Here is a 20,309-nt window from a genome sequence, read left to right as displayed (position 1 = left end):
GTGGCATAGGCAATTTGTACCGGGTGACATGTTATTTCAATCGTTGGGATCCTAGTGGTTGGCTGGTATACACTCATATAGGCTTACCATGGCATTCACTCATCGACACGCAGCTAGTCCGTCCTTGGATGCTCGACCGCCCCGTCCATGGGGCGGACGGTCGTCTCGCTAATCACCATGACTCACCTTTTTGGCACTAGTGTAACCTGTAGATTTAAAAGACATACGCAACATACTTTTGGACATACATGAGTTAGATTCCTAACTCTAATTTGTGAGTTTCGAATTAAAATCTCTATGGGTAACGCCCCAATAGGCGGCGGATAATAGTTGGCTATAATTGTGAACGAAGCGAACGCACCAACTATTAGGTGTTCGCCTTAATTGGCTCTTGTTAACTCTCTTTTCCTCGTATGCCTTGGATAAAGAATACGTGCCCATACCTATCAGCTCTTTGTTTTGCCTGGTAAGTGTCGTTAATTGCAGCGCCAGTACCTATTGGGTTAAGTATTAAAGGCGATGGCAAATTTCCCAAAAAACCTGTCAAAAATGTTTTTGTGATACTTGGTTTTACTTCAGAAGCTAAATCCCAAAGGTCTTTTTGGACTTGGGAAACCAAAGCTTTATCTACAGAAGTTGGATTGTCGATAACTGTCTCAAATACCATACTTCTAAAGGCTTCAATGTATTTATCACCTCTGAGTTCGATGATTTGATCCCAAGATAACGCATCGAAATTTGGTATTAACAGGTCATCCCCGAATAAGTCATGACATTCAATACTCTGGTGTTGATACTCATGTTCAAGTGCTCGTCCGACTATCGGTGCATAGCTTGGCACTAATCCAACCCCCTCATTTTGGAGTAGTTGATTTACACCTAAGTCCACAGTTACATCCATGTCAATTGGTATAAATGATGCTATAGGAATTTGCTTTTTTGCGGAAGCGGTTTTTTATACAGTTTGATGGGTAATCACTTGATATCGTTTTAGCTTTCTCATTTTTCGCACTTATTTTTTGCTGATGAATCGCTATCTAACGACTCTAAACTCCAAGGAATACACCTCCCCTCGGAGTTGCCGCAGGGCGAATAGACAAATTGCGTGAGTCTCGCCATGGATGGCGAGCTAGCTTTCGCAGGTGCAAGGACGCATCCTTCGGAAGCGATAGCAAATTTGGCAATGAGCACAAGGGGCTCTCAACTCCGTTGGGGGCGTCATGGAGCATCCAAGGAGGATAGGACGAGCAGTCCTCCTTGGTCGGGTGTGGGGTGAAGCCCCACGACTTTGATTGTAATTAAAGAATTCAAACGAAGTTTGTAATGGTAGAGATCACTATTTCACCGCCGATAGCTCGATAAACGCTGCGGTATACATTTTTAGGTTCAGCATGAATTGCTTGTGGGTGATAAACTCTTTTTCGGTATGGCCTGTGTATTCCACGCCCAGCATCGCTGGGTCAAAACTTAAAGCAATGGGGAGTAATTTACTGTTCGTTGAGCCGCCAATTGCAATGGGTTTAGGGTCGACTAAGCCAAGAAAACGTGCCTGAGACGCAATAATATCCTCGCCCAGTTTGCCATCATTTTTTGCTTAAAAGCCTAAAACAAAACATTTGTTACAAACTAAACACAAAATCGATGGAACCCCTAGTCCGATACATGTTAAACAGTCACATTAAGCTTAATTTAATGGTTTTAGCCGCACGTAGACTTCAAATTTTTCCTGAAATCCAAGGCCATCATCATGCAAACATCCATAACAATATCGACCTAACGGGGAACAAATAATGAAGGGACTAACCCTCAAATCGCAAGCCCTCACGCCACACGGAGCTAAGCTCACGCTAAGTGCCATCACTTTAGCCTTAACTTTGGGCGCCTGTAGCACACAACAACCCGATGCCAGTGTTCAAGCAAGTGCGGCGCCAAATGCAGTGTCAGCACAAATTATCAGCCAGAATGCGACTAATCCATTCTTTAAACCCTATGATACTTTTATGGAAATTCCGGCCTTCGATAAAATCAAGCCTGAGCATTTCCTCCCCGCATTTAAAGCGGGAATCGCCCAACAACACGAACAAATTCAAGCAATTGTTGATAATAAAGCCAAACCCACCTTCGCCAATACGATTGAAGCCATGGAGTTTTCTGGCGATCTAGTGACGCGCGTTTCTAACGTCTTCTTTAACCTGACGGGCGCGGATACGAATGAAGCATTGCAAGCACTCTCGAAAGAAGTGTCGCCTATGTTATCGTCCGCCGAAGACGATATTTTGCTTAATGACAAACTGTTTCAAAAAGTTAAAGCCGTCCACGACGCAAAAGACAACCTGAAGCTCAACACAGCCCAAGCCAAATTACTGGAAGATACCTATAAATCTTTCACCCGTGGCGGCGCTAACTTAAGCGAGCCAGATAAAACCAAACTGCGCGCGCTGAACGAAGAAATCGGCAAACTCAATTTAACCTTTGGTGACAATCTATTAGCCGAAACCAATGCCTTCGAATTAGTGGTTGATAGTAAAGCCGATCTCGCGGGTTTACCCGCAGATGTGATTGCCACAGCCTTTGAAACCGCCAAAAAACGTGGCCACGAAGGCAAGTGGGTATTTACCACGTCTCGCCCTTCTATTACGCCTTTTTTGACCTATGCCGATAATCGCCAGTTACGTGAAAAACTCTACAAAGGCTATATCGAGCGCGGTAACAACAATAACGCCAACGATAACAAGATTATACTCGCTAAGATTGCTGCCCTGCGTGCTGAACGTGCTCAACTGATGGGCTATAAAACCCATGCGGATTTCGTGTTAGAAGAACGCACAGCTAAAACACCAGAAAACGTCTACGGTTTACTCAATAAAGTATGGCCAGCGGCATTGGCCCAAGCAAAAACCGAAGTGGCTGATATGCAAGCCATGATTGACGCTCAAGGTGGCAATTTTAAGCTGCAAGCGTGGGACTGGGATTACTACGCCGACAAAATTCGTGTCGCTAAGTACAGCTTTAACGAGCAACAAACCCGCCCGTATTTCTCCCTCGACAGTACATTAAAAGGCGTGTTCTACACGGCTAACCGTTTGTACGGTTTGACCTTTAAAGAACGTACCGACTTACCCAAATACAATGCCGAAGTCCGTACTTGGGAAGTTTACGATAAAGACGGCAAACTGATGGCCATCTTTATGGGTGACTATTTCACCCGTGACAGCAAACGTGGCGGCGCTTGGATGAACTCCTTCCGCAAGCAATACAATATGAATGGCGTTGATTCTAAACCTATTATTATCAACGTATTAAACTACCCTCGCCCAGCGGGTAATGAGCCAGCGCTGCTGACCTTCGATGAAGCCAGCACACTATTCCACGAATTTGGCCACGCACTACACGGCATGTTATCGAACGTCGAATATCGCTCACAGGGCGGCACCGCCGTACCTCGCGATTACGTTGAGTTCCCATCGCAAGTGAATGAAAACTGGATGACTCAGCCAGAAGTGTTAGCCCAATTTGCCAAGCACTACAAAACTGGCAAAGTGATCCCGCAGGAGCTAGTGCAGAAAATCCAAGCGGCCAGCAAGTTCAACCAAGGTTTTTCTACCGTTGAATACATGGCGGCCACTAAACTCGATTTAGATTGGCACACACTAACCGATACAACGCCAAAGGATGCGGCCAAGTTTGAGGCGGACTCGTTAGCGGCAATGGGACTGATTGAGGAAATTAGCCCACGCTATCGCAGCACTTACTTCTCGCATATTTTCGCAGGTGGTTATTCAGCAGGCTACTACAGCTACCTCTGGTCGGATATTTTAGGTGCGGATGCTTTCGAAGCCTTTAAAGAAAACGGCATTTTCGACAAGGCCACTGCGGATTCCTTCCGTAACAATATCCTTTCGAAAGGCGGCAGCGATGATCCTATGCTGATGTATAAAAACTTCCGCGGTAAAGAAGCCGGTATAGAGCCGCTACTACGTAGCCGCGGATTACTGGCCGAGTAACATAACATCATCCCTCTAAATTGAAGTTTGAAATATCACCAACAGGGAGCTAACACTCCCTGTTTTTATTTTACTGATACCAAATAGGGAAATGGCGAGAAAGGTCAAGATGACAGAGTGCAGCTTGGCAGGTAACATCTTGGGAAAAAGATGTTACGGAACTTACGCCTAAACTTTTTAAACGCGGATTCGTAAAGGTGGTACGTTTCCGCTTCACATGTTAACCCACTATGATTCACCGCTTAGGCGGCATTAAATTTTCAATAGAGTTATATGATGAATATTGAGATGGTAGAAAAAGCAGATCATCTTAGTCTGCTCAATATTTGGGAAGCATCAGTGAGAGCAACCCATGACTTTTTAGCAGAAGAAGATCTACAGGAATTAAAGCCGTTGATCCTCGAACAATATTTTGACGCCGTTCACTTAAAGTGCGCTAAAAATGACAATGGAGAAATCCTCGGATTCTGCGGGGTACATGATGGCAATATTGAAATGCTGTTCATCTCACCTGACGCGCGCGGAAAAGGGATTGGTTCCATGCTAGCGACACATGCCATTAAAGAACTGGGAGCCACAAAGGTTGATGTTAATGAGCAGAATCAGCAAGCATTAGGTTTTTACCAGCATATTGGTTTTTCAGTAACGGGTCGCTCACCCGTTGATGGACAGGGTAAACCTTATCCGCTGTTGCATCTGGCGTTATATTCCATTGAGGGATTGTAGATGTATCCTGATTCAATCGATGAGAATAGGATTGGAGAGTATCCGGCGGAAACAAAATCAGGCGGCGGTTATTTCTATGATCAAGTACTAGAATATCGTGTTTGGTGCCGCCCTTGGCAAGGTGCTCCAGATGAATTTGATGGTGAAATCTACTATTACGCATTTCATACTTATAATGAGGCTCTTGAATTTTCGAATGAAACTGACGGGTCTGAAGCGCCTTTAGTACTTGTTAAACAGCTTGAATGGATTGATGAACCAGAAGCAGGAAAATTCATTCATAAAACAGGTGAACGCCTAACTGAATGGAGGGTTGAGTGGCTATTAGAGAGTCAACGTAAGGAGGACACTATTACTAACTTTATAAGTGACAATCAAACATAACAATTTAATCAATAAAAAATAGTTTAAGACTGTCTTTCGACAACATTCCAACAAACTATTTTGGAACTGTGATTAGGAGCGTTACCTGCAGATTTCCTTATCCTCTAAACCTCCTGTCTTGAAACAAAAAATGGTTAATAAATCCGCCCTGACATCAATAAAAAAGGCTTGTTAGGTTTCCCTAACAAGCCTTTAGCTTTTTACAATTAATCAATTAATCGACTAAACCGCGGCGCTTTAACAGTGCCTCTGTTGTCGGTTTTTTACCAGTAAAGTGAATATAATCTTGCATGAGATCTTCACTGTTACCTTTAGATAAGACTTCCTTACGGAATTTGTCACCATTATCGGCTTTTAAGCCACCTTGCTCACCCATATAGGCAAAGGCATCGGCGGCAAACACTTCGGTCCACAAATACGCGTAATAACCTGCGGAATAACCACCGGAGAAGGCATGGCTAAAGTAGCTCGATTTATAACGGGGTGGAATTGGCGCAAAATCAAGACCATGTTTAGCTAGCACTTGGTGCTCAAACTTCTCTACATCGCTAATTTGAGTATCGGCGCTGATAGAGTGCCATTCCATATCTAACAAGGCCGCTGACAGGTACTCAACGGTATCAAAACCTTGGCCAAACTTATTTGCCGCTAAGATTTTATCGAGCAGCGCCTTAGGAATTGGCTCACCCGTTTTATAGTGTTTGGCATAGTTAGCAATCACAGCAGGATCGATATTCCAATCTTCGTTAACCTGTGATGGGAACTCAACAAAGTCACGTGCGGTTGATGTGCCAGCCACGCTTGGGTATTTCACCTGCGAGAATAAACCGTGTATCGCATGACCAAATTCATGGAACAGAGTGGTCACTTCATCGAAGGTCATTAGCGTTGGGCCATCGGCTGGCTTAGGAATATTAAGCGCGTTATAGACAACGGGCTTAGTGCCGAGCAGACCGCTTTGGGTGACGAACTCATCCATCCACGCGCCGCCGCCTTTGCCTTCACGGGCATAGGGGTCTAGATAGAATAAGCCAATAGAACTGTTATCTTTATCAAAGACTTCAAAGGCTAAAACATCGGAATGCCACACGGGTAAATCAGTACGCGGTTTTAAGCTGATGCCATACAATTTATGCATAGCGAAAAACAGCCCGTCTTTCAGCACAGTATTAAACTCGAAATAAGGCTTGATACTGCTTTCATCGAGGGAGTATTTCTCTTTACGCACTTTGTCGGCGTAGTAAGCCCAATCCCAAGGTTGCAGTTCAAAATCACCGCCCGCCTTTTTGATTTCAGCTTGAATATCAGCCGCCTCCACTTTGGCGCGAGCTAAAGCTTTTGGCGCTAAATCATCGAGGATTTCATACACAGCGGCTGGTGTTTTCGCCATTTGATCGGCAACCGCATAGGATGCCCAAGTATCGAACCCCAGTAAATTGGCTTTTTTAGCCCGTATTTGCGCCATTTTGACAATCAATGGACCATTGATTGCGACGGCTCTGTGCGCCGAGGTTTCCCACACTTTTTGGCGCAGTTCACGGTTGCTCAGGCTAGAAAGTACAGGTTGGCGTGTCGTGTTGACTAACGTAATCAAATAGCCTTCTTTTCCCGCAGCTTTGGCCGCTGCGGCTAAAGTAGCGATTTCGCTGTCGGATAAACCGGCTAACTGGGCTTTATCAGTCACAACAACCACATCATCTTTAAATGATTTTAAGCTGTTTTGTGAAAAGTCCGTCGCTAAGGTTGCAAGCTCAGCGTTAAAGTCTCGCATCTTAGCTTTATCTTCGGCCGACAATTTCGCGCCAGCGCGGACAAACTGCTCATAGTAGTATTCAACTAAACGCTGATCTTCTGCATTTAGGCTGCTCTTTTGCTGATATACGGCTTCAACACGGGCAAATAACGTTGGATCGAGATAAATATTATCTCGGTGGGCAGATAGCTTAGGTGCCAGATCCGCTTCGGTTTTCTGGAAATCATCATCAGAAATCAGACCTGCGAGATTAAAGAAGGTACGCGATACGCGCGTTAATAATTCACCCGAGGTTTCCATGGCGAGAATGGTATTGTCAAAACTAGCCGCTTGTTTGTTATTCATAATCGCAGCGATTTCTGCATCGTGAGCTTTAATGCCCTGCTCGAAGGCGGGAGCATAATCTGCGGACTGAATAAGATTAAATTGCGGCGCTTGATCTTGCAGGGGACTCTTGCTCAGCAGCACATTAGTTGCTTGCGCTTTAGCAGCAGTTTGAGTCGCAACGGCATTTTTGGCTTCATTGGTGCTTACATCAGGCTTGTCTGAACAAGCGCCAAGTAACAATGCCGCAGCTACGGCTGTGGTAATAACGGACTTACGCATATTAACTCCCTTGGATGTTGCTGCCCTTTCGATTGTATTTTTAAGGTGAAAAGTGCGCGCAAATGGATTTTGGCTTTCGGTTTACAACAGTCTGTTTTAACGAACTTGTGTAGCTTCGTACGTCAATTTCGATGAACTACCTTAACAAGTTACGCGCATTTCAGCCAAGTTTTACCCGCCCAGAGCGCAGCTTATTTGTATCACTTTATGTGTATTACCCGTCTAAATAAGCCTATGCCAACGCTACGCTAAACCTAACTCACCTCAATCAAGCCAAGAGACATGCGAGCATAAGTGATCAACATTGGCTAAAATTTGATGTAAAAGAATTATTTAAAACAATTCTACTGAAGTTTTAAGTCAAATATCCCCGACATTGACAAGGGGCTGAGCAAATAAAATGCCATTCCAATAACAAATATTAATTCTTCTTAATAAACTGTTTACTGTAATTATTTAAACATAGGTGTAACAAATAAACAGGCTAAATGGCTCACTATTTAGGCAAGCAAACCTTGAGTCACAATTTGAAACAGCTTTTATCCGATTAATGTCACATTCAGATCATCAAATGTCTTTATAATTCCCGCTCGTTAACTTAGCGGCAAATTAACCTAACAGTTAAATTACGCTGAATTAACGGGATGATGGGCATGTCCTTTTACGGAACATGCATTGGGGTCAAATAAATATAAATAGAGATAACTATGTTAAATAAGAAAATACTCGCAGTGATGATCACTGCCGCCCTTGGTGTAAGCGCCTGTAATTCTGATGACGACAAAGTCGTTCAAGCCGATTTACGGGTACTCGAAACCACAGATCTGCACACAAATATCATGGATTTCAACTACTACAGTGGCAAAAATGACCCAACTATCGGTCTAGCCCGTACTGCAAGCTTAATCCACGCTGCACGCAACGAAGCCAAAAACAGCGTACTCGTCGACAACGGCGATCTACTACAAGGCAGCCCAATGGGCGATTACATGGCTAAAGTTGGCCTGCAAATGGGTGATATTCATCCAGCCTATAAAGCCATGAACCTATTAGATTATGAAGTCGGTAATATCGGTAACCATGAATTTAACTATGGTTTAGATTTCTTAAATAAATCTATTAGTGGTGCAGATTTCCCTTATATCAACTCAAACGTTTATTGCGCCGACGATAATGGTTGCTGGAATGAGGTTAAAAAAGGTGAGCATTTATTCACCCCTTATATCATCAAACAAAAAAACATCATCGACAGTGAAGGTAATAATCAAACCATTAACATTGGTTATATTGGTTTTGTGCCACCGCAAATTCTATTGTGGGATAAACAAAATCTGACGGGTAAAGTGACGGTCGAAGATATTATTGAAACCGCGAAAAAATATGTCCCAGAAATGAAAGCCAAAGGGGCCGATATCATTATCGCCATTCCTCACTCTGGCATTGGTTCAACGGAAAATCCTGGCGATCCTATGGCTGAAAATGCCACTTACGCTTTGACTTATGTTGACGGTATCGATGCGATTCTATTCGGCCACAGCCACTCTATCTTCCCTGATGCTAAGTATGCCGACTTACCCAATACCGACGTCACTAAGGGCCTACTGAACGGCGTCCCCGCAGTGATGCCAGGTCGTTGGGGTGATAACTTAGGGGTTGTTGACTTTAAACTTGAACGTAGAGATGGTAAATGGCATGTCCTTAGTGCCAAAACGCAAGCTCGCCCTATCTATAATGGTGCGACTAAGGAAGAGTTAGTTAGCCAAGATCCTGCAATTAAAGATGCAGTCGCAGCAGAACACCAAGGCACCCTCGCCTTTGTGGATGAACCTATCGGCGTTGCCGCCGCGGACATGTACAGCTTCCTTACCTTAGTGCAGGACGACCCTACGGTACAAATCGTTTCCGATGCACAAATCGCTAACGTGAAAGCGAAATTACCTGCAGCATTAAAAGGTCTGCCAGTGCTATCAGCCTCCGCACCCTTTAAAGCGGGCGGTCGCCACGGTACAACCAGTGATGCCGATCAATTTGTGCAAGTTGATAAAGGCCCACTGACCTTTAAAAACGCCGCTGATCTGTACCTGTATCCCAATACTATGGTGGCAGTCAAAGCGACGGGCGCCGAATTGAAAGATTGGCTCGAGTGCTCAGCAAACCAGTTCAATCAAATCGACCCTGCAAAAACCACCCCACAAGGTTTAATCAATTGGGATGGTCATCCAACCTATAACTTCGACGTACTGGATGGCTTAACCTATAAAATTGATGTGACCCAACCGAGCAAGTTTGACCGCGATTGCGCCGTCGTTAATGCCAACGCAAACCGTATCGTTGATTTAAGCTATAAAGACGAAAACGGCAAAGTCATCACAGGTGAAGAATTTGCCGCGAAAGAATTTATCGTCACCTCAAATAACTACCGCGCCTTTGGGGGTAAGTTTGCTGGTACGGGTAGCGACCATGTGGTGCTTGAACTGCCCGATACTAACCGTGAAGCGCTAGCTGCTTATATCACAGCGCAATCTCAGTACAACGAAACCACAGGTAAGTACGAAGCTATGGTCAATCCAAGTGCCGATTACAACTGGGATTTCAAAACCATCACTACCAACGTCACATTAGACATTCGCTTCGAAACCCAAGACAGTGACAAAGCCGCTGCCTTTATCGAAGCCAATAAACAACGTGAAATGAAGAAGATCGGTAAGGATGAACTGGGTTTCGCCGTTTATAGCATCAACCTAACCAAATAAGCGTTCAATCCCGAAATATCATGCTCAAAAAGGCTCCTCGTGAGCCTTTTTTATTCCCTACCGATTAAATTAACGCTAATCTGCGCGCTATAAACAGTGTGTCGCCATTTAGTTCATCATGCTCCACACTAAAGGTTAAACCTGCTTTGTGTCGCCAAATATCTGCCTTATTATTTAGCGGCGTCCTCGCAACAACAGAGAAAGCTTATGAAATATCAATCAATCTTATGTGCCACGGCATTAGTGCTGGGGACTGTGCAGCCAGCAACGGCCGATGTTCATCTAAACCTACCTAAAAATGCTGAAGTGCTAACGGTAAATGGCAAGCCAGCAGTAAAGAGTGGCGATCTCGTTTTAGCTGATGGGACCAATCAGATTGCCTTCCGTTATGCCGCGCAATATCGACAACAAGCTGACTCAGTACATTATCTCTCCGACGTGCTCATCGTCCGTTTTGATGCATCAGCACAAACACTCACGCTGACACTTCCCGCTATCAACTCAGCCAGAGATGCAAAGAAATTTGATGAGTCACCTAAGCTGACACTATTAAATGCTCAAGATGAAGCAGTGGTTTTTACCAGCGATAAATTGATTAAGAATGGCATTCAACTGGGACGGGATTTCGAACACGAGATACTGCAGTACAACCTTAGCAATCATCCGGCTTCATTAAATCTCACTATGAATACCGCAACAACGCAAGCAAGCGACGCCATTGCACCAGTATTGGCAAGCCTGCCGCAAATACACCAAACATCAGCAGCCACATCCACGAGCTTGATCGCGCCAGCAGTTATGTCGTCAGCAGTCGCAGCGAACAATGATAAGGCTCAGCAAATCACTCCAGCGACGACACCTAGCCAAGCTGAAATCAGTCAAATGCTGGATTACTGGTACAAACAAGCTAACGACAATACCAAAGCCAGCTTCAAAGCTAAAATAAACAAAGAGTGACCCATACCGCTTCGGCTATCTACTTCAGACCGCCAGCTAAGTGTCTCACATGGACTGGCGACTCTATTAAAGCTTAGTAAAACTAATATTTCAGAAATATTAAAACTCAGTAAGTCCATTTTCACTTCACAACTTAATGTCATTTAACACAGCAAAGCTGCTAAGCAACAAATGGTGCGAGTGCCTGTAAAGGTGTTATTTATATATTTGGTAGAACAAATTATAAATATAAAAGACATATCATTTTACAGTCTTCGTAGACTATTATTTATCAACTCGCTTTATAAAATACAGTTAAGCATTTGTAGATAAAAGACTTATCACTTAATTAACTACAAAGAATTCGAACTGAGTAAAATCGAATAGTCTCAGTTCCTCCAGCCAACATAATTAACTATCCGCAAAGCGTTATCTCATAATTAAATATTTTTAAAAATCAAAACCTTGAGCAAGGATAAATACTATTTAGCCTACACATTTAACCGTATGCGTTATGATTTACGCTATATATTTTGGCTAGATCCAGAAACAAATGTAACAAAAAATGTCATAAAGGCATTATTTAGCAATAGTCATTATCAGCTTCAAAGCCTTACTAAGCATGAAAAGATCAACGCTCTAATACTATTCCATAAAAAACATTCAACCTTTAGACTTATTCAACCTTAAACCTGCTCATTCTTTATACTGATTTAAACTCCCCCCATCAAATGTTAGAAATAAGTTGCCTAAATGATAGGGCGAAAAATTACTAATCAAGTAAAAGGAATAACATGATGGAACTTAAATTAAAAAAAGCTGAGTTAGTGAATCTGTCCCATGATAAAAAAGTCTTACCTAGCGAATTAACACCACAAGTTGCTGGTGGTGTGATAACTCGTGCTTGTGGAGAGTTGACTGCCAATGCATACACCTGCCCTTCTGATCGTACAGGTAGCACTCAGCGCTGCTGTCAAATCCCTTAATACGGGGTTCAAGTAACCAAATAGGTTGTGACGTCACAATATAACACAGCATATTTTATCAGTAGATGTGTAAAGGGCATATCCACTATGCCCTTTTGACTTTCTAAATGAGCCAATATGTAGAAGCTGTACTTCATGGAAATAAAGGAAGGTGGTTCAGTGCAATTTAATCAACCCCATCAGTCTAGCCTTGCTAGACAGGCATTGAACGACATAGCTGCGCTATTAGTGAAAGATGCCAAACAATCATTAGAGCAGCAAGGGGTTGGTTTGTTAACTGGCTTAGCTGGGCAACAATTATTTTTCTGGCAATTACATAAACAGTTTCCAGAACTAGCATGCCAACATGAATTTTCAGCACGAATGACATTAATAGAAGAGCAAATACCATTCCTACATTCACAGTTAGCGTTTGGCTATGGACTGACTGGTGTCGCTTGGCTATATGAATTTTTTTTGCATGAAGGGAATTACCAAGCGGAGTTTAATCACAATACTGATGTGCTCTTACTACAACATTTACAACAGAACGACTGGACTGGAGAATTGGAATTTATTCGCGGACTAAGTGGTTTTGCAGTCTATATAGCGCGGCGTCAAACCGCGGAATTAGGCTTGCCTTTGGCCCAAGCGTTATTGACACTACTGGAACAGCAATGGCATCAATTTGCCGATGGTACTGGTGCTTGGAAAGTGGCAACAAACTCTTTCTTTAGATTTAATCAGGCAACAGATAACCCTGAATATAATTTAGGATTAGCTCACGGAGTCCCTTCAATCATTGCCTCTCTATTACCATTATTAGCGCATCAGCAACTACACAGCCAAATTCAGACGTTGTTGCAAGCCAGTTGTCAGTGGTTAATTCAGCAGCAACAAACATCAGAGAAATTTGGTAGTTGCTTTGCGTACATAACGGAACAACCGTGCCAGTCACGACTCGGTTGGTGTTATGGCGATGCCACCATCGCCTTAACATTGCTGCGAGTGGGCAATGCAATAAACCGTGATGACTTTACCGCCGCTGGTAAGAACATTGCCTTAAAAGCCGCTCAGCGTAGACTAAAAAGCAGCCAAGTACAGGATGCAGGTATCTGTCATGGTAGTGCAGGTTTGGCTTTAATCTTTCAAGTCATAACACGCTATTACACCGAATCCACTCTTTCACAGGCTGCACAATATTGGTTTGAACATACATTAGCACTATATCAAACATCAGGACTCGACGGTTTTAATGCCGTGCGCGAACAAGATAATTCAAACTGCCGCCTACCAGACCATGGCTTACTTGGAGGCTATGCCGGTATAGGTTTAGTGCTATTGATGGCCTTCAACGTAGAAACTAATTGGCTAGATGCGCTTTTATTAACCAATAATTGATTTCGATGTATTGGCTATTTTTATAACAAGGAATTGTTTATGAGTGTAGAGGTTTTGCAAGCCACGGATTTTTTTGTTATCCGGGCACCTAGATCAAGTTTGTCTCAACTACGAAAAATACCAACAGAACCTACGGCCTTAGTCGATTTTCTCGCCAGTTGGTTAGCAAACCCAGCAGTACAAGAAGCCTTATATCTTGCAAGTCCTTCATTGATGGAACGATTGCCTAATTGGCAACTGCAACCACACAGTAAAGCGGCAATTAAAATAACTAACTCCTTATTGAAATATTTTATTCGGTTTAGCTCTAGAGCGACGCCATTTGGGTTATTTGCAGGCGTAGCCTTGGGGCAAGTAGCAAATGAAACGCGCTTACAGTGTGATAGCATGCTGCGAGATAAGCGCCATACCCGCTTTGACATAGCCTATTTAACTGCAATTCGAGCCCAGTTAAGTGAACCAAATAAGGCCGAGAAGTGGCCGTTATTGTGCTATCAAGCAAATCCGACGTTGCAACAACAGAGCGATGGTCTGCATTATATTGAACCGTATTTTTCAGATACTGAGCAAAAATATCGTTTAAGTACCTTGGTATTAGATGAATATTTGCTTGCTATGCTGCAACTGGCGAAGAAGGAAGGGAGCTTTGCTTCGTTACAAGATGGATTTCAACAACTCTATCCTACGGCGAATACTGCAAGCATACAGGATTATATTAAGCAGTTACTTACTGCCGGTGTGCTGCAAGTCAAATTACCACTAACATTAACTTCTGGCTCCCCAGATCAAACTTTTATTACGGCGTTACAAAGTATGGGCGCTACAGACAGTGCTGATATATTGCAACGAGCTCTCACTCAGTTAAACAGCATGGATAAACAACCTGTTAACCCGCTTAAGCAATATCAAGAAATTTATCATAGCTTGCAAACACTGCCGTATCCTGTAAGCGAGAATCGCCTATTACAGACTGATATTTTGCGCTCATTTTCACAGTGCCAATTAGCACAAGCAGAAGTCTCTGCCCTGATGCCTGCATTATTAGCATTATTAGCGATACGAAAACCTTATAAAACACCACTTAATGACTTTAGCCAAAAATTTGAAGCAAGATTTGGTAGCCAGTATGTGCCACTGTTGACCTTATTAGATGACGAAGTTGGTATTTCATTCTCCAGCGATATTGGCTACCACACTTCCTTGTTAGCAGGGTTAAATATCACCAATCGTCCCTCCCCCACACAAAATGTTATCGAACCATTGCAACAGACGATTATCGCTGCTCTAAGTGATGTAACCCCAAGCGAAACTGTGCTGAAATTAACAAGTGATTCGTTATTGTCTAAACATGAAAGTGCGACATTAATGGCTAAGTTACCCGCTTCCTTCGCGATTAATTTGTCAGCGTATCAACAAGAGGATGGCCGAGTTATTTACTATTATCATGGTTGCTATGGTCCTTCAGCAGCGAATTTACTCGGACGTTTCTGTCATTTATCAACAGATATGCTGCAACAGGTCAAACAACATTTATCTCAAGAAGAAGCGCATTCTCCAGAAGTCCTTTTTGCAGAAGTACTACATATGCCCGAGGGGCGTCCAGGCAATGTCATCGCTAGACCAACATTAAGAGCCTATGAGATTGTTTTTCTTGCTGACAGTCACTTAGCAAACGAGTGGCAAATCCCAATCAGCGATCTATTGGTCTATCAAGAAAATAACGTGTTATGTTTATGGTCACAGCGACTACAAAAAAGAATAATTCCCCGTTTATCCTCTGCCCATAATTTCAGTGATCGTAGTTTAGGGATTTATCGGTTTTTATGCTCACTTCAACATCAAAACTTACAAATGCCTCACTTCTCCTTACCTGATAGCCTGCATAAAGCAAAACGAGTTCCAAGGATCATGTTAGATAATCTGGTCCTGCAAGAGGCCCACTGCAATATTTCAGTAGCACTATTGAAACGCTTATGGCAAGAAGGCCAGTTTGTTGAATCCGATTGGCAACAACTGCAGAAAGAATATGGTTTAGAGCGTTATATGAGCTATGCCATAGCCGACCATGTGTTACTGATCGATCTGCAAAATAATATGATGTTCCAAATGTTGTTGGCAGAGGTAAATCATAAAAGCCACATTAGGTTGAATGAAGTGCTCGCGATGAAATACCAACCTTTACTGCAAGGGCCAGATGGCCCTTATCAACATGAAATAATTGTACCGCTGTCAAATAGTGCCGCAACCCCATACTTAGCACCACGCATAGCACCATTGACGAGCTCAACCAATGACAAGTGTAGGCATTTCGCGCCTGGCTCAGAATGGCTCAGTGTCAAATTGTATGCAGGGCAAAGTAGTGTGGAGCAACTGTTACTAAAGCAATTGGCACCATGGCTAACGCAGATGCAGCAAGATGGTGTGCTCAAACATTGGTTCTTTGTACGCTATGGCGATCCTGATTGGCATCTACGGCTACGATGTTTTGGGGAGCCGGAACGATTATATGGGGAGTTACTACCCGCACTAAATCGCTTATTAGCGCCATCTCTAGCCAGTGCAGGCTTACATTGCATTGAGTTGTTCACTTACAGGCAGGAGACAGAACGTTACGGGGGTGAGCATATGATGCCTTTGGCTGAGCACTTTTTCTGTTTGGACAGCCAGTTTGTGTTGCAGGCAATATTATTCAGTCAACAAGATGACAGCTTGAGGTGGCGCTTAGCCATTTTAGCGATAGATTTAATTTTAACTCAATTCGATTATTTACCCGCCGAGAAATTTACACTGATCGATAATTTGCGGACAGGATTTGCACAAGAATTTAAAGAAGGCTTAGAGTTACGCCAGCAAATGGGCGATAAATATCGATACTATCAGTCACAATTACAACAAGATCGCCAATTATTAGATTGGCATAACCAAGCTATTGAGCCATTCAAACAACAAATTCAGCAGAGTTTACAGCAGTTTTCATCTTCGATTACACCATGTTGTCAGGCAATGTTGGCATTATTTGAGTCCCAACAAGCACAAGGTAGTCGCGATAGTTTACTAGGCTCATTATTACATATGTTTACTAACCGTTTATTCAAGGCTTATGGTCGAGAGCAAGAGTTTGTCGTTTATGACATGTTACGCCGTATCTATCTAAGCAAACGCGCACAACCAGTACGAGGTTTATCGCAATGAGCGATTTATTTCGAAAAGAAGTTGTCTTGCAGCAACAGCAAAGATTACAAGGGGAAGTAAGTTTAACCCAGCCAGTTAGTTTTATTGGTTTCACAGTATTGATTAGCACGCTTTTTTTATGTGCATTACTATTTTTGTATTTTAGCGAGTATCAACGCAAAGAACATGTGCAAGGTTCTATCGAGCCAGCCATTATGGCGATTCGTTTGCCCACGCCTAAATCAGTCAACGCAGGGCATCTTTTAGTACAAGTTGGCGAGCAAGTGCAGCAGAATCAACCTTTAGTACAACAGCTGAACCTCCCAAATACGATGGGAAAATCATTTTTACTAAAAGCTCCTTTTACAGGAACGGTTACCGAAGTTTTATTGCCGTCTGGAGAGGATATCGGCCCATCAAAACCCTCAATATCGTTATTACCGCAACCAGAAACCTTGTTCGCAATTGTATATATACCCTCAAGAGTTATAGGACAACTCACATTGGGGCAGGAGCTACAAATGCGCATAGAGGCACTTCCCTATCAACATTTTGGTGTGCAAACAGCCACTCTAGTTGAGATAGGAAGTCAGCCTATAACCATAAATGAATCGCAACCCTTATCAGAGCCGAGTTATAGAGCCATTTTAGCATTAACGGAAGACGCAAAAAAATTGTCACTGAGAGCAGGTATGGGATTAGAGGTTGATATTAGCTTCGCGCCACGCAGACTATTGGAGTGGTTGTTTACACCAAATGTTGATGATAAGGGTCAAAACTAATGGCAACACTGCAAGAGAAGTTTAGAACTTGGTCTGGCCGCCGCTTACCCATGATCGTTCAAACTGAGGCTGCGGAATGCGGCTTAGCCTGTGTAGCTATGGTGGCCAGCATGCATGGCTATCAAACTGATTTAAATAGCTTAAGACAACGTTTTTCGCTATCGCTAGAAGGCTGTACCTTACTGGATCTGATGCATATTGCAGAGCAGTTGCAACTCAGTAGTCGCCCACTGAAAATTGAATTAGAAGAATTATCCGACTTAGCTACGCCATGTATCTTGCACTGGGATCTCAATCACTTTGTGGTACTAAAGTCAGTGAACGCTCAACACTGTATTATTCATGACCCAGCTTTAGGAGTGCGGCGAATATCCCTAACAGAAGTGTCAAAATCATTTACTGGTATCGCTTTAGAATTGACACCGACAGCTACATTTACTGCAGAACAAGCTAAACAATCACTAACATTCTCATCCTTTTTTTCTAAGATCACTGGTTTAAAGCAATCGTTAGGGTTGTTACTCAGTTTGTCCGTTTTTTTACAGCTGTTTATTTTAGCCTCACCTTATTACATTCAACTCGTGGTAGACGCCGTTATTATCAGTAATGATGGTCAGTTGCTATTTGTGTTGGCGTTAGGCTTTGCCTTGTTACTATTATTTGATGTTGCCACCAATGCTTTACGCAGCTTAGTGCTACTGAATTTCAGCAGCCAACTTAGTGTGCAGCTAGCCAGTAACCTCTTCCATCACTTAGTGCGGCTACCATTGGCCTATTTTGAAAAACGTCATATGGGGGATCTGGTATCACGATTTGGTTCTTTAAGGCAATTACGGGAACTGCTGACTACGGGCATTATTGAAGCCATCATTGATGGTTTTATGGCGCTAGGAGTTCTATGCATGATCTTCTTTTACAGCCCGTTATTGTCTCTCGTCGTGCTAGTGGCAGTGCTAGCATATTGCGCCTTGAGATTAGCGTTATATCGGTCCTTACGCTTAGCCTCAGAGCAGCAAATTCTAGCTTTAGCAGGTGAACAATCTAACTTTATGGAAACGATCCGAGCAATTCAAACGGTTAAGCTATTTGGTTTTGAAAGTCAGCGAGAAGCGATTTGGCAAAATCACTATGTTAAAGCAACGAACAGGACCATTACGCTCGGGAAATATGAAATTTCGTATCAAATAATGAACAAATTGTTATTTGGTACAGAAAATATTGTAGTGATCTATCTTGCTGCAGAATTAGTAATGGTGGGCAGTTTTACCACAGGAATGTTATTTGCATTTATTGCCTACAAAGCCCAATTTATGGAGCGTATGAGCAAGTTGATCGAAAAGTTAATTGAATATCGCATGCTGAGTTTACATTTTGAACGGATTGCAGATATTGCCCTAACAGCCAAAGAGCAAACTTATCCACCACAACCAATGCAGCATAAAGTGGCCGGAAATATCTGTCTACAACAGGTTAGTTTTAGTTATAGCTCCGTCGCTGAGCCAGTGCTATACAATTTAGCATTACAAATAAACGCCGGTGAGTCGGTTGCAATTATAGGTCCATCCGGTTGTGGTAAGAGTACCTTAATGAAACTGTTATTAGGGCTATTAACACCAACCGAAGGTGAGATTTTAATCGATGACATACCGTTGGTGAAATTAGGATTAGCTCAATATCGCCAGCAAGTCGCAGCTGTAATGCAAGAAGACCGATTACTTGGTGGGACAATAGAAGATAATATTACTTTTTTTTCGGAAAAAATTGACGTCGAAAAGCTCACTCGTTGTGCACAAATGGCAGCAATACACCAAGATATTTGTCAGATGCCAATGGGCTATAAAAGTTTAATAGGCGATATGGGCTCAGCACTATCCAGTGGGCAAAAACAACGGTTAATTTTGGCGAGAGCGCTGTATCGGGAACCGAAGATTTTATTTATGGATGAAGCAACAAGTCACTTAGACATTGTCACTGAGTCTGTTGTTAATCAAGCGATGAAAAAATTGAATATCACCCGAGTGGTAATCGCCCATCGGCCCGAAACCATTAAAGCTGCAGATAGAGTCATCGATTTAACACAACTTCTACAGCGACCAGCAATTAACAAAGTAAGTTAAATAAAATCAAAATATTGCAGAATTGTTTATGCACTCTATCGACTTAAGCGTGTCAGAAGGCTACTTTTATAGTAACACCCGTGATTCAGAAAATAACTTGGTCAATTCGATAGTTGAGTTACTTATGACATAACTGACAAGAATAGACCTAAGATAAGCAAGCACCTAAAAGCTTGTTATTATCAGATAGAGATTCACTCTTCTACGTTAATCACATGAATGAGAGCAATGTATAGGGGATTAAGACAAATTGCAGACGCAAAAAAGCCAGCTTATTCAGCTGGCTTGGTTACATCTCAATGAGATAATTAGGCGCTTGGCGATGACCTACTCTCACATGGGGGTGAAATCATAGCGCTATCAATACGGAGTATTTAGCCATGATTGAACGCGAAGAAGCTTGTCTTCGTAGCCGGGGAGTCCGCTTAGCGGCGGGCGACCGCCATGGATGGTGGAAGTGTCAATATTGGAGGAACATTTATTGACCGACATCGAGATAAGTTTTCGCGAAGCAAATAAACACAAAAAACCTAGCGGTTTAGGCTAGGGCTTTGGTGTTTATTTGGATGCTTGGCGATGACCTACTCTCACATGGGGAGGCCCCACACTACCATCGGCGCGTTTGCGTTTCACTTCTGAGTTCGGGATGGGATCAGGTGGTTCCACAAGGCTATTGTCACCAAGCAAATTCTGTTTATTACCGTGTCCATC

At 42.9% G+C, this 20,309-nt stretch carries 12 protein-coding genes, 1 rRNA gene and 1 pseudogene; 10 read left to right on the top strand and 4 right to left on the bottom strand.

Features of this window, described 5'->3' with window-relative positions; translation table 11 throughout:
• Positions 1 to 394 precede the first annotated feature (394 nt).
• Together KO537_RS18510 and KO537_RS18505 are read right to left on the bottom strand one after the other, a co-directional pair.
• A complete protein-coding gene (locus KO537_RS18510; protein WP_219235268.1) occupies positions 395 to 889 on the bottom strand; it encodes a hypothetical protein in 495 nt (164 codons plus the stop codon).
• Between the two features lie 447 nt (positions 890 to 1,336).
• Positions 1,337 to 1,537: pseudogene (locus KO537_RS18505) on the bottom strand (hypothetical protein); the annotation flags it as partial.
• 253 nt (positions 1,538 to 1,790) lie between these two features.
• Here KO537_RS18505 and KO537_RS18500 point away from each other — a divergent pair.
• From KO537_RS18500 to KO537_RS18490, 3 genes are all read left to right on the top strand, one after another.
• Entirely contained in the window at positions 1,791 to 4,004 is a 2,214-nt protein-coding gene (locus KO537_RS18500) for a M3 family metallopeptidase (protein ID WP_219235266.1), read from the top strand.
• Positions 4,005 to 4,280: 276 nt separating this feature from the next.
• Positions 4,281 to 4,730 carry an acetyltransferase gene (locus tag KO537_RS18495; RefSeq protein ID WP_173248611.1) on the top strand — a complete coding sequence of 150 codons (450 nt, stop codon included), beginning with the start codon at positions 4,281 to 4,283 and terminating at the stop codon, positions 4,728 to 4,730.
• Positions 4,731 to 5,114 carry a GCN5 family acetyltransferase gene (locus KO537_RS18490; protein ID WP_173244192.1) on the top strand — a complete coding sequence of 128 codons (384 nt, stop codon included), beginning with the start codon at positions 4,731 to 4,733 and terminating at the stop codon, positions 5,112 to 5,114. It abuts the gene before it with no gap.
• A 214-nt stretch (positions 5,115 to 5,328) separates the two neighbouring features.
• On the opposite strand, the gene KO537_RS18485 is transcribed toward KO537_RS18490, so the two are convergent.
• Entirely contained in the window at positions 5,329 to 7,473 is a 2,145-nt protein-coding gene (locus KO537_RS18485; protein ID WP_219235264.1) for a M3 family metallopeptidase, read from the bottom strand.
• Positions 7,474 to 8,180: 707 nt separating this feature from the next.
• Here KO537_RS18485 and KO537_RS18480 point away from each other — a divergent pair.
• The 7 genes from KO537_RS18480 (at position 8,181) to KO537_RS18450 (ending at position 19,598) form a co-directional block, all read left to right on the top strand.
• Positions 8,181 to 10,226: a bifunctional 2',3'-cyclic-nucleotide 2'-phosphodiesterase/3'-nucleotidase gene (locus KO537_RS18480; RefSeq protein WP_219235262.1), complete on the top strand. Its 2,046-nt coding sequence runs from the start codon at positions 8,181 to 8,183 to the stop codon at positions 10,224 to 10,226.
• Between the two features lie 207 nt (positions 10,227 to 10,433).
• On the top strand, positions 10,434 to 11,183 hold the full coding sequence (locus KO537_RS18475) for a DUF2057 domain-containing protein (protein ID WP_219235260.1): 750 nt from the start codon (positions 10,434 to 10,436) through the stop codon (positions 11,181 to 11,183).
• 773 nt (positions 11,184 to 11,956) lie between these two features.
• A complete protein-coding gene (locus KO537_RS18470; protein WP_219235258.1) occupies positions 11,957 to 12,148 on the top strand; it encodes a hypothetical protein in 192 nt (63 codons plus the stop codon).
• 135 nt (positions 12,149 to 12,283) lie between these two features.
• On the top strand, positions 12,284 to 13,528 hold the full coding sequence (locus KO537_RS18465) for a lanthionine synthetase LanC family protein (protein WP_219235256.1): 1,245 nt from the start codon (positions 12,284 to 12,286) through the stop codon (positions 13,526 to 13,528).
• A 39-nt stretch (positions 13,529 to 13,567) separates the two neighbouring features.
• Positions 13,568 to 16,720: a lantibiotic dehydratase gene (locus KO537_RS18460; protein ID WP_219235255.1), complete on the top strand. Its 3,153-nt coding sequence runs from the start codon at positions 13,568 to 13,570 to the stop codon at positions 16,718 to 16,720.
• Entirely contained in the window at positions 16,717 to 17,481 is a 765-nt protein-coding gene (locus tag KO537_RS18455; RefSeq protein ID WP_219235253.1) for an HlyD family efflux transporter periplasmic adaptor subunit, read from the top strand. Before KO537_RS18460 ends, KO537_RS18455 begins: the two co-directional genes overlap by 4 nt.
• Entirely contained in the window at positions 17,481 to 19,598 is a 2,118-nt protein-coding gene (locus KO537_RS18450) for a peptidase domain-containing ABC transporter (protein WP_251071152.1), read from the top strand. Before KO537_RS18455 ends, KO537_RS18450 begins: the two co-directional genes overlap by 1 nt.
• A 568-nt stretch (positions 19,599 to 20,166) precedes the next feature.
• On the opposite strand, the gene rrf is transcribed toward KO537_RS18450, so the two are convergent.
• Positions 20,167 to 20,282, bottom strand: a 5S ribosomal RNA gene (gene rrf / locus KO537_RS18445).
• Between the last annotated feature and the right edge of the window lie 27 nt (positions 20,283 to 20,309).

Origin of the sequence: Shewanella sp. NKUCC01_JLK (assembly GCF_019345615.1) — a bacterium.
GTDB classification, from domain to species: Bacteria; Pseudomonadota; Gammaproteobacteria; order Enterobacterales; family Shewanellaceae; genus Shewanella; species Shewanella oncorhynchi.
This window is presented reverse-complemented; position numbering and strand designations above follow the sequence as displayed.

Excerpts from the sequence above, each read along its gene's own strand:
- KO537_RS18500 (WP_219235266.1), top strand. The coding sequence starts at position 1,791 with ATGAAGGGACTAACCCTCAAATCGCAAGCCCTCACGCCACACGGAGCT.
- KO537_RS18485 (WP_219235264.1), bottom strand. The coding sequence starts at position 7,473 with ATGCGTAAGTCCGTTATTACCACAGCCGTAGCTGCGGCATTGTTACTT.
- KO537_RS18465 (WP_219235256.1), top strand. The coding sequence starts at position 12,284 with ATGGAAATAAAGGAAGGTGGTTCAGTGCAATTTAATCAACCCCATCAG.
- KO537_RS18470 (WP_219235258.1), top strand. The coding sequence starts at position 11,957 with ATGATGGAACTTAAATTAAAAAAAGCTGAGTTAGTGAATCTGTCCCAT.
- KO537_RS18480 (WP_219235262.1), top strand. The coding sequence starts at position 8,181 with ATGTTAAATAAGAAAATACTCGCAGTGATGATCACTGCCGCCCTTGGT.
- KO537_RS18495 (WP_173248611.1), top strand. The coding sequence starts at position 4,281 with ATGAATATTGAGATGGTAGAAAAAGCAGATCATCTTAGTCTGCTCAAT.
- KO537_RS18490 (WP_173244192.1), top strand. The coding sequence starts at position 4,731 with ATGTATCCTGATTCAATCGATGAGAATAGGATTGGAGAGTATCCGGCG.
- KO537_RS18475 (WP_219235260.1), top strand. The coding sequence starts at position 10,434 with ATGAAATATCAATCAATCTTATGTGCCACGGCATTAGTGCTGGGGACT.
- KO537_RS18460 (WP_219235255.1), top strand. The coding sequence starts at position 13,568 with ATGAGTGTAGAGGTTTTGCAAGCCACGGATTTTTTTGTTATCCGGGCA.
- KO537_RS18455 (WP_219235253.1), top strand. The coding sequence starts at position 16,717 with ATGAGCGATTTATTTCGAAAAGAAGTTGTCTTGCAGCAACAGCAAAGA.
- KO537_RS18450 (WP_251071152.1), top strand. The coding sequence starts at position 17,481 with ATGGCAACACTGCAAGAGAAGTTTAGAACTTGGTCTGGCCGCCGCTTA.